Raw genomic sequence first — 15,557 nt, 5'->3', positions numbered from 1 at the left:
CCGGGAGGGGATCCGATCGGTGGCCGTCAAGCCCTACAGGCCGGCGCAGCCCGTCACCGCCCGTGCGTGGGCCAGAATCAGCTCATGGGCCCTGTCCACGCGCAGAGTCGCGTTGTGGCTGACGATGTGCAGGCCGTAGCCGTCCTCCAGGGCCACCAGCCCGTGCGCCAGATCGTGCGCGGACGCGGCGAGGGAGAACACGCCGGTCGCGGCGCCGACCTCGAGCGCGGTCGTGTAGAGCGCCACCTCCCGGGCGAAGAGGGAGGTCATCAGTTCGGCATGGCCGGGACTGCGGCCCGCGCGCCGGTGTAGTTCGTAGAGCAGCCCGTGAACGGCGTCCTCCATGGTGTCCGGCAGACCACTGTCGAGGAGCGCGCGCAGCCTTGACGCGGGATCTCCCGCAGCCGCTCCGTCGTACGCCTGCTGCCGGGAGAACAGGAAGTTCTCCACCGCTCCTCGGTGCACCTCCAGCACGAGGTCGTCGAGCTCCGGGTAGTAGTACAGCACCGAGCCCTGGGAGACGCCCGCCGCATCCGCGATGTCCTTGATGCGCAGACCTTCGAGTCCGCGCTGCGCGATGGCCAGCCCGGCGGCCGATACGAGGGCCTCTCTGCGCGCTGTCTGGTTGCGTGGTCTGCCGACTTTACCCATGGCGGTTAATTCTCTGTTACTCGGACCATCTTCTGCAAGAAGTTCGTGCTCCGAGCATTGACGGCTGAGTCACCAATTGTTTGAATCTCGACTCAAAGAAATCGTGCGGACCTCTCCTGTGGAGCTGTCTCGCCTTGGTTCCGCCCGGCCTCTTCGGGCGGCACCCTCACACGGCCCGGGCCACAAGAGATCCGGACGGGCGCCGTTTCGCCCGGGTCCCACAACGCAATCGAAGGCCACAGCATGACGACGTACTCGCACTGGCGGCAGCGTGCCGCCGGGCTCGTGCCACGCACGCGCCTCTTCATCGACGGAGCGTGGAGCGAACCTTCCGACGATCAGTGGCTGCCCACTGTGAACCCCGCCACCGGCAAGACCACCGCCGATGTGGCGGTCGGCTCGGCCGCCGACGTCGGCCGGGCCGTGTCCGCGGCCCGTGCCTCCTTCGAGGACGGCCGGTGGTCGCGCACCGCGCCCGCGGAACGCAAGCGCGTTCTGCTGGAGCTGGCCCGCCTCATCGACGTCCATGGCGAGGAACTCGCCCTCTGCGACACCCTCGACATGGGCAAGCCCATCGCCGAGTCGTACGGCACCGACGTCCCCGGCGCGGCTGGTGTCTTCGCCTGGTACGCCGAGGCCGTCGACAAGCTGTACGACGAGGTCGCGCCTGCTCCGCCCGGCAACCTCGCCCTGGTGCGCCGCGCTCCGCTGGGCGTCGTCGGCGCGGTGGTGCCCTGGAACTTCCCGCTCGACATCGCGAGCTGGAAACTGGCGCCCGCTCTGGCGGCTGGCAACAGCGTCGTGCTCAAACCGGCCGAACAGTCACCGCTGTCGGCGCTGCTCCTGGCCCAACTCGCCGCGGAGGCGGGACTTCCCGACGGCGTACTGAACGTCGTCCCCGGCCCCGGCGAGGTGACCGGCCGGGCACTCGGACTCCACCCGGACGTCGACACCCTGGTGTTCACCGGATCCACCGCCGTGGCCAAGCGGTTCCTCGCCTACTCGGCCGAGTCGAACATGAAGCAGGTGTGGCCCGAGGCCGGTGGCAAGAGCCCCAACCTGGTCTTCGCCGACGCCGACCTGGAGGCCGCCGCGGAACGCGCCGCCTGGGGATTCGCCTACAACGCCGGACAGGTGTGCTCCGCCAACACCCGCCTGCTCGTCGAGGCGTCCGTCGCGCAGGACTTCACGTCCAGGGTCGCCGAGCACGCCCGTTCATGGCTGCCGGGCGACCCGCTCGATCCCGCCACCCGGCTCGGCCCACTGGTCGACGAGACCCAGGTGGATCGCGTCCTGAACGCGGTGCGGTCTGCGGGCGGCACGCTCGTGTGCGGCGGCACCCGTCCCGACCGCGAAGGCGCCTACCTCGACCCGACCGTCGTCACCGGCTTGGCCCCTGACAGCCCGCTCGTACTCGAAGAGCTGTTCGGCCCCGTCCTGACGGTGCTGCCCTTCCGCGACGAGGCCGAGGCGGTCCGCCTGGCCAACGACTCCGCGTACGGTCTCGCCGCGTCCGTGTGGACGCGGGACCTCGGCCGCGCACACCGCGTCGCCGACGCCCTCCGGGCGGGCACCGTCTCCGTCAACACCGTCGACGCGCTCAGCCCCTTCACACCCTTCGGCGGGTTCAAGCAGTCCGGCCACGGCCGCGACCTCTCCCTGCACTCCTTCGACAAGTACACCGGCCTGAAGACCACCTGGATCGCCTACGGCTGACCGGCCTGGCGACCGATCGGCCCGGCCGGCTCCCCACCGGCACCCGCACCGAGCAAAGGACGCACCACCCATGACCCTCGACGCCGCGGACCTCACCCGCCTGGACCGAGCACACATCATTCACCCCTACCTGCCGGGCACGGCCACCGAGCGCGTCGTGATGACCGAGGGATCGGGCTGTCGCCTGACCGACTCCGAGGGCCGCGGCTACCTCGACGCCACGGGCGGCCTGTGGCTCGCCCAGGTCGGACACGGCCGCACGGACCTTGCCGACGTCGCCCACGAGCAGATGAAGAAGCTGGAGTACTTCACCAGCTTCTGGGAGTTCTCCAACGACCGCGCGATCGCGCTCGCCGCCCGGTTGGCCTCCCTGGCCCCCGACCCGCTGAACCACGTGTACTTCACCTCCGGTGGTTCGGAGGGCAACGAAGCGGCGATCAAGATGGCCCGCTACTACCACCACCGCCGCGGCGAGGGCAGCCGGACCTGGATCCTGGCGCGCAGCAAGGCCTACCACGGCATCGGCTACGGCGGCGGCTCGGCCACCGGCTTCCCCGTCTACCACGAGGGCTTCGCCCCGATGATGCCGCACGTCTCCCACCTCACCCCGCCGTGGCCGTACCGCACCGAGCTGTACGACGGCCAGGACCCCACCGACTTCCTCATCCGGGAACTGGAGGAGCGCATCGCGGAGATCGGCCCGGGAAACATCGCCGCGATGATCGGTGAACCCATCATGGGCGTCGGCGGGATGCTCGTGCCGCCGGCCGACTACTGGCCCCGGGTGCGCGAGGTCCTCGACCGGCACGGCATCCTGCTCATCTTCGACGAGGTCGTCACCGCGTACGGACGCGTGGGGAAGTGGTTCGCCGCCCAGTACTTCGGCGTCACCCCGGACATCATCGTCACCGCCAAGGGCATCACCTCCGGCTATGTCCCGCTCGGCGCACTCCTGGTCGGCGACCACGTCGCCGAGGTCCTGCTGCGTGACCACGGTTTCCCCATGGGCTACACCTACAACGGCCACCCGGTCGCCACCGCTGTCGCCCTCGCCAACCTCGACATCATCGAGAAGGAGGGCCTGCTCACCCGCGCCACCAGCCTCGGCGCCTTCCTCCACGCCGAACTCGAGTCCCAGCTGGGCGACCTGCCGGTCGTCGGCGAGATCCGCTCCGTGGGCATGATGCTCGCCGTCGAACTCGTCGCCGACCGTGCCACCCGCACCCCCCTGCCCCTGAACCCCGACCGGATGCCGCACGACGTCATCCGCCGCGAGACCGGCGTCATCGTCCGCGACTCCGCACACAGCCTGGTGCTGTCCCCGCCGCTGATCATGACCGAGACCGAGGCCAAGGAAGCAGCCTCGGCCCTGCGCGGCGTCCTGGAACGCACCGAACCCACCGGCGAGATCCGCCCCGCCTGACACCCTTCGGGAGACCCGGTGCACCGCCGGGTCTCCCCGAACAGCACCACCTGACACGGACCCCCACGCCGTCGCCGCGCCCGCACGCGCTCGCCCGCAGTCCCCTCTCCCCGTCCAAGGAACCGCCCGTGTCCTCCGACCTCACCTCCGCAGCATCGCGCACGCCGGACACCGCCACCGGTCTGCAGCGCAGTCTGAAGCGTTTCGACATCACCGCCCTGGCCGTCGCCGCGGTCATCTCCTTCGACACCGTCGGACAGATCGCCACCGGCGGCGGCGAGGCCGTCACGTGGACGGCGGCCATCGCCCTGTTCTTCCTCATCCCGTACGCCCTGCTGTTCGCCGAGACCGGCGCCGCGTTCCCCCAGGAAGGGGGGCCGTACGTCTGGGTGAAACTCGCTTTCGGCCGCCCGGCAGCCGCACTCACGACGCTGTTCTACTGGGTCACCAACCCGATCTGGCTGGGTGGCTCCCTGGTCTTCCTCGCCGCCGAGACCTGGGACGGCTTCGTCTTCCCCCTGGGCTCGGGCACCGTCGCCGACTACGCGTTCAAGCTGCTGTTCGTCTGGGCCGCCATCCTCACGGCCGTCGTCTCCCTGCGGCGGGGGAAGTGGATCACCACCGCCGGCGCCCTGGTGAAGGTCCTCGCCCTCGCACTGTTCAGTCTCACTGCCGTGCTCTACGGACTCGAACACGGATTCCAGGGACTCACCGACGCCCGGTTCACCCCGACCACAGCCGGCTTCCTCGCCCTTGTGCCGATCCTGCTGTTCGCCTACGTCGGCTTCGAAGCCCCCAACGCCGCCGGCGAGGAGATGCACGACCCGCAGCGTGACGTACCCACCGCCCTGGGGCGTTCCGCCACCGTCGCCGCCTGCTGCTACCTGCTGCCGGTCCTCGCGCTGCTGGCCGTCGTACCGGCGCAGGAGGTCACCGGCATCGGCGGATTCATGGAGGGCGCCCGCCTCGTCTTCGGTATCTATGGCAGCGCGTCCGGCCCTCTGCTGACGCTCACCGCCGTCGTGTTCGTCTTCGCCCTTCTCACCCAGGGCAGCGCCTGGATGATCGTCAGCGACCGCATGCAGGCCATGGCCTCCGCCGACGGCGCCTTCTTCACCCGCTACCTCGGAGCCTTCCACCCCAGGCTCGGCACGCCGGTCCGGACCAACCTGCTCTCCGGGGCGGTGGCCACCGTGTTCATGCTGGCCGCCATGCAACTCGCCGACGGCGACGCGGGCGCCGTCTTCGCGGTCGTGCTCACCGTGGCCGTCACCACCCTGCTCCTGTCCTACCTGGTGGTCGTCCCCGCCCTGGTCGTCCTCCGGCTGCGCCGGCCCCACGTCGTACGCCCCTACCGCGTCCCCTTCGGCAACGCCGGGTTCCTGCTGTGCGCGGCACTCGTCTACGTCTGGATCGCCATCGGATCGTGGTCGGCGCTCTTCCCAGGCGTCCTGGAAGGGCTTCTCGGTATCGACTACGTCTTCCAGGACGTCTGGGGAGTTTCTCGCGCGTCGTTCGAGGCGTTCACCCTCGGCACCGTCGCCCTGCTCCTGGCCGTCGGAGCTGTCGGCCTGCTCGCGGCTCGTCGGCAGCCCATCGAACCGCCCGACGCGGCCATCCCAAAAGCCGGTCCGTGACCACCGGCACCGGAGAATCCGCAGTTCTCGAACGGAACCGTCCGCGCTCCCTCCACCCCGGCGCATTCTCGAGCGCCCGCACCAGGCAACCCCGGCTCCGGCCGACGCTCCCCATACTCGGCACGAAAGGCACCGACCGATGACGACCGACAGAGCCCCGGCCGCACCCGAAGCGGCCCCCGTGCAAGCCGCCGAAACCCCTGGCACCTCCGGCCTGATGGAACAGCACACCATCGGCCCCATCCCCGAAGCGGAACGCACGGGCACCGCCCGCGGTGTCTTCGGCATCTGGCTGGGCGTCAACATGCTGCCGCTCACGGTCATCACCGGCGCGCTCGCCACCACCGCCTTCGCCCTGCCGTTCGGATGGGCGCTGCTCGCCGTCGTGATCGGCAACCTGGTGGGCGGCGTCTTCATGGCCCTGCACGCATCCCAAGGACCCCAACTGGGCGTGCCGCAGATGATCCAGGCCCGCGGACAGTTCGGCACCAAGGGCGCCGCCCTCGTGGTCCTGGTCGCCATGGTGATGTTCATGGGCTTCTACATCTCCAACCTCGTCGTCGGAGCGCAGTCCCTGCACGGCGTCTACTCCGCCGTCGATCCGACCGCCGCCATCGTCGGAGCGGCCGTCGTCAGCATGGCCATCACCGTCATCGGTCTGCGGCTCATCAAGGTGATCATCACGGTCAGTGCCGTCGTGGTCGGCCTGCTGGTCCTCGCCTCCCTCGTCTGGATCCTGGTCTCCGGGGTGCCCGACGGCGCGCTGACCGCGGGAACCTTCTCCGGTACCGGCTTCGTCTCCATGATCGCCGTGGGAGCGGTGTGGCAGATCGCCTACGCCCCGTACGTCTCGGACTACTCCCGCTACATGCCGTCCGGCTCCGGCGCGCGCGCCGCCTTCTGGGCGACCTACGGTGGAACGTTGATCAGCTCGGTGCTCGTCATGACCCTGGGGTGCCTGGTCGGATCCGCGGCCAAGGGCGACGACGTGGTCGGCGGTCTCGCCTCACTCACCGGAGGCCTGTCCACGACCGTCCTGCTGGCCTTCGCGGGTGCCTCGGCACTCGGCAACGCCGGCAACGTCTACTGCGCCACCCTCAACACCCTCACCCTCGCCGAGACCTTCAAGCCCGGCTGGCTGCCCGGTCTGAAGGCACGACTGGTGACCTCCGGAGTCCTGCACGTTGTCGGAGTGGTCGTCGCGCTGGCCGCGACGGGCGGCTTCCTCACCTCGTTCACCAATTTCATCACCGTGCTCCTCTACGTCCTCGTGCCGTGGTCGGCGATCAACCTGGTCGACTACTTCGTTATCCGTGACGGGCACTACAACGTACCGGCCTTCTTCGCGCCCGGTGGAGGCCCGTACGGCTCCTGGAACGTTCCGGCCCTGGTCGTCTATCTCGTAGGGCTGGCCGTGCAGATCCCCTTCGTGGTCCTGCCGATGTACGTGGGTCCCGTCGCCGCCGAGATCGGCGGCATCGACCTCGCCTGGCTGGTCGGGCTCGCCGTGAGCGGATGCCTCTACTGGCTGGTCGCACGGCGTTCCCAGCAACCCCGGCCCGACGTCTCCGTCGCCGCCACCCGCTGAACCCGCCCGCAGAAGGGACCGCCGTGAGCACCACCCGACCCGACCTCGTCATCGTCAATGCCAAGGTCCACACCGAGCAACCGGACATCACGTCCCTGGCCGTCACGCAGGGACGGATCAGCGCGATGGACCGGGAACCACTGGCCGATCTGGCCGGACACGACACCCGGATCGTCGACGCGGGCGGCGCCACGGTCCTGCCCGGTTTCACCGACGCCCACGTCCACCCCATGGCCGCCGGTGTACAGCTGCTGACCTGCGACCTGTCCCGTCTGCCGCACGCACTCGACCGGTACCGTTCCACCATCCGGACCTACGCCGACAGCCATCCCGAACTGGAGTGGATCAGCGGCACCGGGTGGTACGGGGACACCTTCCCGGGCGGACTGCCCTCCCGGGCCCTCCTGGACGAACTGGTCCCCAACCGGCCCGCGGTGTTCGTCAGCCACGACGGCCACGGCGTCTGGGCGAACAGCAGGGCCCTGGAACTCGCCAAGATCGATGACCACACCCCGGACCCTGTCAACGGCCGCATCAACCGCGATGCCGACGGTGTCGCCACGGGAGTGCTGGTGGAGCGGGCCGGTGACCTCGTCACCGACCTGCTGCCGCCGGTCAGCGACGAGTTCGCCGAACAGGCGCTCCTGGCGGCACAGAGCCATCTGCACGCGATGGGCGTCACCGGATGGCAGGACGCCTGCGTCGGATCCCTGTGGGGCATGCCGGACCCTCTGCCCGTCTACCGGCGCCTCGCTGGCGACGGCAGACTCACCGCGCGGGTCGTCGGCGCGCTGTGGTGGGCCGCCGAGAAGGGCCTCGACCAGCTGGACTCCCTGGAGGAGCGTCGAGCCACCAGCACCATCGGCCGCTTCCGGCCCATCTCCGTCAAGGTCATGCAGGACGGAGTGTGCGAGAACTGTACGGGCGCCATGCTCCAGCCCTACTACGGGGACGTCCACCACGACGCCGGCACCGGCGCGTCCTTCATCGACCCCAATGAGCTCCGGGAGATCTGCCGCGAGCTGGACGGCCGCAGCTTCCAGATCCACATGCACGCCGTCGGCGACCGCGCCGTGCGCGAATGCCTCGACGCCCTCGAAGCGGCCCGACGGGCCAACCCCGGCCACGACAACCGGCACCAGATCGCACACCTGGACGTGGTCGACCCCGACGACGTGCCGCGCTTCGCGGAACTCGGCGTGATCGCCAACATCCAGGCCCTGTGGGCCCGTCGCGACAAGGAGATCGTGGAGCGCAAGCTGCCGCTCCTCGGACCCGAACGGGAGGCCCGGCACTTCCCCTTCCAGGAGCTGAAGGCGGCCGGCGCCCGCCTCGCCATGGGCAGCGACTGGCCGGTGACCGACCCCAACCCCTTCTGGGCGATCTACACGGCCGCCACCCGCCTCGGCCCACGTCAGGACCCGCACGCGGTCGGCGACGGGGTCTTCATCGACCCCCTGGAGTCCCAGCACGCCCTTGACCTGGACGTTGCGCTGGCCGCCTACACTGCGGGTTCGGCCTACGCCAACCACGCGGAGGACGAGGTCGGCACGCTCACCGTCGGCCGCCGCGCCGATCTCGTGGTCCTCGACCGCCCGCTGACCGACCTGGAAGCGGTCAGTTCGGCCCGGCCCGTCCTGACCCTCGTGGACGGCGAGGCGGTTCACGGCGACCTGTGACCAAGCTCCGCATCCGCAACCGCGTCGAGATCGCGGCTTGGGCGTGGGGCACCGGCGCGGTACAGGGTCTCCGGACTCCGCCGGAAACGCCCTGACGCCTCTGTGCGCACGGTCCCCAACCGGAAGCAGCGTGGGTGAGCGAAGAATGCTGGGCCTCACCGCGCCGGTGCGCTCACCGGCACACCAGTGAGCGCACCGAGACCACCGTCAGTCCGACACGACCTGACGTTGTGAGTGCTGCACCGGAGCGGCGGCTGGCAGCCACCCCTTTTCGGTACCGGGTCCAGGACGCGGCAGTGGCCTGCCGTTTGCCACCCCCGTCTCCGCCCGTCTTCCGGCGGTGGGTCAGGCCACGAGCCGGAGGACTTCCGACAGACCCCGATCGCCGGTGCGCTGTTCGGCCGGGAGGATGTAGGCGCGCATACCGCAGGCGGTGGCGCCGCCGTCCCGTACCGGGTTGTCGCCGACCATGAGCGTGGTGCGGAGATCGACACCGAGGTCCGCGCAGGCCTTGAGGAACAGCTGGGGATCGGGCTTCTCCCGACCCGCCTCGCAGGAGATCACGCACGCGTCGACCAGGTCCTCCAGACCGGCTCGGGCCAGGTGGATCCGCAGATCCCAGGCGAAGTCGCTCACGATCCCGATGCGCAGCCCGCGGGCGCGCAGCGCACGGAGGGTGAGTTCGGTGTCGGGGTAAGGCAGCCAGGCGTCGGGTGCGGTGAGTTCCCGGTAGGCCGTTTCCTCGACGCCGCGCAGGAAGTCGACGTGTCCCCACCATCCCCGCATGGCGCGGCGGTGCTGCTCGGGGGAGAGGTCGCGGCCTTCCTGGAGGGCGACGACGGCGGGCAGCCGGAAGGCGTCCCGCAGTTGTCGCGCGATCCCGGCCACGGCACCGGCCTGCTCCAGCACGTCGGCACGGTCGCTGGCGGCGGCGACTCGGCCCAGCCATGTCTCGAGGTCGATCATCTGGAAGATCGTGTTGCTGAAGTCGAACAGCACGGCCTCGACCGGCGGTACGGGCGCGGCCATCTCCGCGGCGGTGGGACGGTAGGTGCTGGGGGTTTCGAACAGGGCGTGTATCACGGGGTGTGCTTTCCGGGGTGGACTGCTTCGACGGGGACGCCGAGATCGCGGAGGGCCGCGATCTCCGCGTCGGGTGTGCCGGTGTCGGTGATGACCGTCTCGTAGTCGGCCACCGTGCCGTACGCGTGGGTGGCGGTCTTGCCGAACTTCGAGTGGTCCACGAGGAGCAAGGCCCGCTCGGCGGATTCGAGCATGGCCAGCTTGACCTCGACATATTCGCTGAGCGGGTGGAAGAGCCGTCCCGCGTGGACGGCGGTGGCGGACATCAGGGCGAGGTCGGCGTGTATGCGGGAGAGGGTACGGGTGAGCTCGGGGCCGGTGCAGGAATTGAAGTCGGCGTGATAGCGCCCGCCGAGCAGGGTGACGTCCAGGCCCGGCGCGGACCCCAGACGCTGTGCCAGGCCGACCGAGTTGGTGACGATGGTGATCCGCTCGAGCTCGGCCAGGGCGGGTGCGAGGGGGAAGAGGGTGGTGGAGTCGTCCATGAGCACCGTGCTGCCGGGCTTGATGTGGCCGAGTGCGGCGTGGCACAGGGCCTCCTTGGCCGAGATGGCGGCGCTTTCGCGGAAACGTGTCGCCGTTTCCATGAGGACCGCCGGGAAGGGGACGGCCCGGCCGCGTTCCTTGCGGAGAAGGGAACGCTGGGCGAGGTCGTCGAGGTCGCGGTGCATCGTCATCAGGCTGACGCCGAAGTGGTCGGCGAGTTCGTCGATGCGGGTCTCGCCGTGTTCGACGACATGGCGCAGCACGGACTGACGCCGTTCCTCCACTGCGGCCTGCGACGACCGAGTCCTGGCGGGCACTACAGCTCTCCCCCTCTTTGCTTTGTGTGTCCGTGGCGCGGCTGTGGGGCGGGCCGTGCTGACAGCCTCGCGGTCCGTGGCGACGGCTGGCGGCTTCGACCTCGAAGTCTCGCATACGGTCCGGGAGGGGCCGGGAGCCGTCGCCTACCTGCTTCCGCCCGGCCGGGCAGGCCCGGCCGGCCGCTCTCAGCGGCCACTAGGGCGCTTCCACGGTGACCAACACCTTGACATGTTCCGGGGCGAGCGAGGCGGTGAAGGCCTTGGCCGCCTCCTCCAAGGGGAACGTGGCGGTGACGATCTCGTCGGTGTCGACGGCGCCCGAGGCGATCAGGGCGATGGCGGTGCGGTAGTCGTCGGCCGTGTACATCAGCGTGCCCTCGACGCTGATCTCGCGGTCCTGGATCAGGTCGAGGCGGACGGGGGTGGCCCCTGCGGCTCCGACGCCGACGACGATGATCCGGCCGCCCTTGGCGACCAGGTCGGTGGCCTGGGCCATGGACTGCTCCCGGGCCACGCAGTCGAAGACCACGTCGACCGGTCCGCCGAGCGCCTGACGGGCCTGCTCGGTGAGGTCGGCGGCGTCGGCGGGCAGGGCGGCGTCGGCTCCGAGGCGCAGGCCGCGTTCCCGCTTGCCCGGCAGCAGGTCCGTGACGGCGATCTTCGCGGCGCCCGCGTGCCGGGCGGCGGCGAGCACGAGCAGACCGATGGGTCCGGCGCCGAGGACGACCACACTACGTCCGGTGAGGTCACCGGCCTTGGCCACGGCGTGCACCGGAGTGGCCAGCGGCTCGACGAGGGCGGCCTCGATGTCGCTCATGCCCTCGGGGATGCGGTGGACGCGGTCGGCGGGGATGGTGAACAGATCCGTCATGGCGCCGGGGGTCTGGCAGCCGAAGACCTTCAGCTCCTCGCAAATGTTGTAGCGGCCGGTACGGCACTGGGGGCACTGCCCGCAGAAGAGGTTCGGCTCGACGATTATCCGGTCGCCCGGGGCGAATCCGTCGGCGCCGGGGCCTACGGCGGCGACGACGCCGACCGCCTCGTGGCCGGGGTGGTAGGGCAGGGGCATGAACGGGTGGTGACCCTGGGCGGCGTGGGTGTCGGAGCCGCAGACACCCACCACGGCGGTGCGGACAAGGAGTTCGCCCTCGTCGGCGATCGGCGCGGGGATGTGCTCGACGGTGATGTCGTCGATCGACCGGACGAGGACACGGCGGATCTGCTGGGACATGGGGGTGGTGCTCCGTTTCGGGTGCGGTCGGGCGGCGTCGGCGGCGGGGTGGGCATCGACGCGCGGCTCGACGGGTGGGGGAGAGGTGCAGGGATGGGCCGCGGGTCCTATGTGTCCTTGAGTCCGGGCTGGATCTGGATCTTGCGGCCGAGGCCCGCCTGGAAGCGGGCGATCGCGTCCGGGAACGCCATCAGCGGGAGGCGTCACCGGCTCCATGGCCGTGCTGCACAGCTTCGAACGCGCCGCCGATCTCTTCGCCACCGGCGTCATCGACCCGGACGTCTTCATCAGCGACCCGGGCCGACACCTCTACGACGATCTCCCGCGGGCGAGGGGCGGGATCGTCGACGGTGGTGATCTCCATACTTCCGGGCTGGGTGATGACGGCTCTCACTTCACGGCTCCCAGGGACAGGCCGCGGACGAGTTTGTCCTGGGCGGCGAAGCCGGCGATCAGGACCGGCAGCGAGACCAGGGTGGCCGCCGCGCACAGCCGGGCCAGGAACAGGCCTTCGTTGGTGATGAAGCCGACCAGGAACACCGGCGCGGTGGAGGCCTGGGTGGCGGTGAGGTTCACGGCGAACATGAACTCGTTCCAGCTGAAGATGAAGCAGATCAGCGAGGTGGCGGCCAGGCCGGGCATGGCGACCGGCGCGACGATGCGCAGCAGCACCGTGGGCAGGTTGGCGCCGTCGACCTCGGCGGCTTCCAGGATCTCCTTGGGGACCTCGGCGAGGAACGAGCGCATCATCCACACCGCGATCGGGAGGTTCATCGCGGTGTAGAGGACGATCAGCGTCCATACGTTGTCCAGCATCCCGACCTCTTTGACGATCATGTAGACCGGGAGCAGGGCCGCGATGGCCGGGAGGAACTTGGTGGACAGGAAGAAGAACATCACGTCGGTCCACTTCTCGACCGGCTTGATGGACAGTGCGTAGGCCGTCGGCACCGCCAGGGCGAGCACCAGCAGGGTGGAGATGACGCTGGCCATGGCCGAGTTGAGGAGGAAGGGGGTGATGTCCCGGCCGAACAGCAGCTGGTACTGGTCGAGGGTGAGCGGAGCCAGCGGGGTGGGCGGGTTGGTCGCCGCGTCGGCCTCCTGGTGGAAGGAGGTGAGCACCATCCAGGCCACCGGCGCGAAGAAGGCCAGGGTGGCGAGCCAGGCGACGAAGGTCCACAGGGGCGACAGCCGGGGCGTACCGGCGGGGTCGTCGTGACGGCGGAAGAGCTTTCTGAGCCTCGCTCCGGGGGCGCCGACTGCTGCGTGCGCGGTCATCGGGATGTCTCCTCGCGGAACAGGGATGCGATGGTGCGCAGCGCGAACGTCGCGATCACGATCGAGCCGAGGACGACGACGACACCGGCGGCGGCCGCTTCGCCGTACTCGTACTTGCGGAACATGGTCAGGTAGATCTCGTAGGGCAGGTTGGTGGTCTGGGAGCCGGGGCCGCCCTGGGTGATGGTGTAGACCGCGTCGAAGGTCTGCACGACGTAGATGGTGCCGAGCAGGATGCCCAGCTCGAGGTACTGGCGCAGGTGCGGCAGAGTGATGAAGCGGAAGGTCGCCATGGCCGAGGCCCCGTCGACACGGGCCGCCTCCAGGACGTCACCGGGCTGCGCCTGCAGACCGGCCAGCAGGATCAGCATCATGAACGGCGTCCACTGCCAGACCAGCGACACCACGACGGCGGGCATGGGGTACGAGGAGATCCAGTCGACTGTGGGGCCGTGGTCGGCGCCGAAGAACTGGTAGACGGCGTTGAGCGTGCCGTTGAGCAGTCCGTAGTCGGGGTTGTAGATGGCGTGCTTCCACAGCAGCGATGCGGCGACCGGCATGACCAGGAACGGTGCGATGAGCAGGGTGCGCGCCAAGCCGCGGCCGACGAACCGGCGGTCGAGCAGCATCGCCAGACCGAGGCCAAGAAGCACGCTGATGAGCACCACCGACGCGGTGAGCACGACGGTGTTGAGCACGGCGGCGCGCAGCCGTTCGTCGGTGAAGACGAAGGCGTAGTTGGACAGGCCGGTGAAGTGCCGGTCGCCCGGCTGGAGGATGTTCCACTGGAAGGTGGAGATGACGAGGGTGGCCACGAAGGGCAGTTGCGTGACGACAATGGTGAAGATCAGCGCCGGCAGCAGCGGGATGCGCCGCCGCCACTTGCTGACGCCCGAGCGGGTCCGAGGGCGGGCGGGTGGTGGTGCTGTTTTTCGGGGAGCGGTGAGCGTGGTCATGGGTGGTTCCTCCGCCAGTGACGGCCGGGTAGGGGGAAGCGGTGCCCGGCCGGGGGGAGGGCCGGCCGGGCGGGCGGTTTGTGTGGGTCACTGGTAGTTCTTGGCGACTTCCTCGGCGAGCTTCTGGCCGTCGTTGAGCGCCTTGTCCACGCTGGTCTTGCCGGCGATGGCGGCGGAGATCTCCTGGGTGACCTTGGTGCCCAGGTCCTGGAACTCGGGGATGGCCACGTACTGGATGCCCACGGTCGGCCTGGGCTGGACGCCGGGGTTGGCCGGGTCGGCTCCCTCGATGGACTTCAGGGTGATGTCGCCGAACGACCCGGCGGCCTTCTGGTACTCGGGGATCTCGTAGGTGCTGGCCCGCTTGCCGGCCGGGACGCGCGACCAGCCGAGCTTCTCGCCGACGAGCTTCTCGTACTTCTTGCTGGACGCCCAGAGCATGAACTGCGAGGCCGCGTCGGCGTTCTTCGTGGTCTTCGGCATGGCCCACGACCAGGCCCACAGCCAGCCACTGCTGTCCGTCTCCACGGTCGGGGCGTAGGCGTAACCGACCTTGCCGGCGATCTTGCTGGACTTGGCGTCCTCCAGCGACCCCGCCGCGCTGGTCGCGTCGTACCACATCGCGACCTTCTTCTGGCTCATCGCGTTCAGGCACTCGGTGAACCCGGCCTGCGGGGCGCCGGCCTCACCGTGCTTGCGGACCAGATCGACGTAGAAGTCGGTGGCCTTCTTGAAGCCCCCGCTGTTGACCTGGGCCTTCCAGTCCTTGGTGAACCAGGTGCCACCGAAGGTGTTGACCATGGACGTCAGCGGTGCGCCCAGCTCGCCCCAGCCGGCCAGACCGCGCAGGCAGATGCCCTTCATGCCGGGCTCGGCGCCGTCGACCTTGGCCGCGATGTCGGCGATCTGCTGCCAGGTCGGCCGCTCGGGCACCGTGATGCCCTTCGCCTTCATGACGTCCTTGTTGTACATGAGCATGGAGGACTCGCCGTAGAACGGCAGGGCGTAGAGCTTGCCGTCCGAGCCGGTGAGCGACTGCACCATCGGCTTGAGCAGGTCGGCCTTGTCGAAGCTCGTGTCCTTGTCGGCGTAGGAGCCGAGCTCGTGCAGCCAGCCGTTCTTCTCCCAGATGGGCACCTCGTAGGCGCCGATGGTGGCGACGTCGTACTGGCCGGCCTGGGTGGCGATGTCCTGGGTGACTTTGTCGCGCAGCTCGTTCTCGGGAAGGATCGTGAAGTTGACCTTGATACCGGTGTCCTTGGTGAAGCTGCCCTTGGTCAGCTTCGCGATGTCCTCCATCTGCGGGTTGCCGACCATCAGCACGTTGATGCTCTTGCCACCGCCCGAGGACCCGCCGGCTCCGGCTCCGGAACAGGCGGTGGCGAGGAGGGCGGTGGCGGCGGCGCCGGCCATGAGGGCGTATCTGGTCGATCGCATGTGACTGGAGACCTCTCGTGCGGGTGGTGGGTCGGGAAACGGCGTAGGGAGCTCCCACGGCGGTGCCGCTCGTCG

12 protein-coding genes and 1 pseudogene are annotated in these 15,557 nt (G+C 69.6%); 6 read left to right on the top strand and 7 right to left on the bottom strand.

Annotated elements, in window-relative coordinates; genetic code table 11:
* Positions 1–33 precede the first annotated feature (33 nt).
* Positions 34–651 carry a TetR/AcrR family transcriptional regulator gene (locus GAS53_RS36435; protein ID WP_151482046.1) on the bottom strand — a complete coding sequence of 206 codons (618 nt, stop codon included), beginning with the start codon at positions 649–651 and terminating at the stop codon, positions 34–36.
* 243 nt (positions 652–894) lie between these two features.
* Here GAS53_RS36435 and GAS53_RS36430 point away from each other — a divergent pair, with 243 nt between their 5' ends.
* The 5 genes from GAS53_RS36430 to GAS53_RS36410 all read left to right on the top strand — a co-directional run bounded on the left by GAS53_RS36430 (position 895) and on the right by GAS53_RS36410 (position 8,694).
* A complete protein-coding gene (locus GAS53_RS36430; protein WP_151482045.1) occupies positions 895–2,367 on the top strand; it encodes an aldehyde dehydrogenase in 1,473 nt (490 codons plus the stop codon).
* A 70-nt stretch (positions 2,368–2,437) separates the two neighbouring features.
* Positions 2,438–3,790: an aminotransferase family protein gene (locus GAS53_RS36425; RefSeq protein ID WP_151482044.1), complete on the top strand. Its 1,353-nt coding sequence runs from the start codon at positions 2,438–2,440 to the stop codon at positions 3,788–3,790.
* Between the two features lie 128 nt (positions 3,791–3,918).
* On the top strand, positions 3,919–5,427 hold the full coding sequence (locus GAS53_RS36420) for an APC family permease (RefSeq protein WP_225859308.1): 1,509 nt from the start codon (positions 3,919–3,921) through the stop codon (positions 5,425–5,427).
* A gap of 139 nt (positions 5,428–5,566) precedes the next feature.
* Positions 5,567–7,015: a purine-cytosine permease family protein gene (locus GAS53_RS36415; RefSeq protein ID WP_151482043.1), complete on the top strand. Its 1,449-nt coding sequence runs from the start codon at positions 5,567–5,569 to the stop codon at positions 7,013–7,015.
* A 23-nt stretch (positions 7,016–7,038) separates the two neighbouring features.
* Complete coding sequence (locus GAS53_RS36410) at positions 7,039–8,694, top strand: amidohydrolase (protein WP_225859307.1); 1,656 nt, start codon at positions 7,039–7,041, stop codon at positions 8,692–8,694.
* A gap of 345 nt (positions 8,695–9,039) precedes the next feature.
* Here GAS53_RS36410 and GAS53_RS36405 read toward each other — a convergent pair whose 3' ends face one another.
* From GAS53_RS36405 to GAS53_RS36395, 3 genes are all read right to left on the bottom strand, one after another.
* Positions 9,040–9,777, bottom strand: a complete 738-nt coding sequence (locus GAS53_RS36405) for an HAD family hydrolase (RefSeq protein WP_151482042.1) — start codon at positions 9,775–9,777, stop codon at positions 9,040–9,042.
* Positions 9,774–10,580 carry a DeoR/GlpR family DNA-binding transcription regulator gene (locus tag GAS53_RS36400; RefSeq protein ID WP_151482041.1) on the bottom strand — a complete coding sequence of 269 codons (807 nt, stop codon included), beginning with the start codon at positions 10,578–10,580 and terminating at the stop codon, positions 9,774–9,776. The genes GAS53_RS36405 and GAS53_RS36400 overlap by 4 nt, the downstream gene beginning before the upstream one ends.
* Before the next feature lie 196 nt (positions 10,581–10,776).
* Positions 10,777–11,811, bottom strand: coding sequence for a zinc-dependent alcohol dehydrogenase (locus GAS53_RS36395; protein WP_151482040.1), 1,035 nt, complete (start codon positions 11,809–11,811; stop codon positions 10,777–10,779).
* A gap of 202 nt (positions 11,812–12,013) precedes the next feature.
* On the opposite strand from GAS53_RS36395, the pseudogene GAS53_RS36390 reads away from it, so the two are divergent.
* A pseudogene (locus tag GAS53_RS36390) lies at positions 12,014–12,106 on the top strand (alcohol dehydrogenase); the annotation flags it as partial.
* A gap of 95 nt (positions 12,107–12,201) precedes the next feature.
* On the opposite strand, the gene GAS53_RS36385 reads toward GAS53_RS36390, so the two are convergent.
* From GAS53_RS36385 to GAS53_RS36375, 3 genes are all read right to left on the bottom strand, one after another.
* Positions 12,202–13,089, bottom strand: a complete 888-nt coding sequence (locus GAS53_RS36385) for a carbohydrate ABC transporter permease (RefSeq protein ID WP_151482039.1) — start codon at positions 13,087–13,089, stop codon at positions 12,202–12,204.
* On the bottom strand, positions 13,086–14,045 hold the full coding sequence (locus GAS53_RS36380) for a carbohydrate ABC transporter permease (RefSeq protein WP_151482038.1): 960 nt from the start codon (positions 14,043–14,045) through the stop codon (positions 13,086–13,088). Before GAS53_RS36380 ends, GAS53_RS36385 begins: the two co-directional genes overlap by 4 nt.
* Positions 14,046–14,132: 87 nt before the next feature.
* Complete coding sequence (locus GAS53_RS36375; protein ID WP_151482037.1) at positions 14,133–15,482, bottom strand: ABC transporter substrate-binding protein; 1,350 nt, start codon at positions 15,480–15,482, stop codon at positions 14,133–14,135.
* Between the last annotated feature and the right edge of the window lie 75 nt (positions 15,483–15,557).

The organism is Streptomyces albicerus (assembly GCF_008905045.1).
Lineage (GTDB): Bacteria > Actinomycetota > Actinomycetes > Streptomycetales > Streptomycetaceae > Streptomyces > Streptomyces albicerus.
The sequence above is the reverse complement of the archived record's forward strand: the minus strand, read 5'-3'. Positions and strand labels throughout refer to the sequence as shown.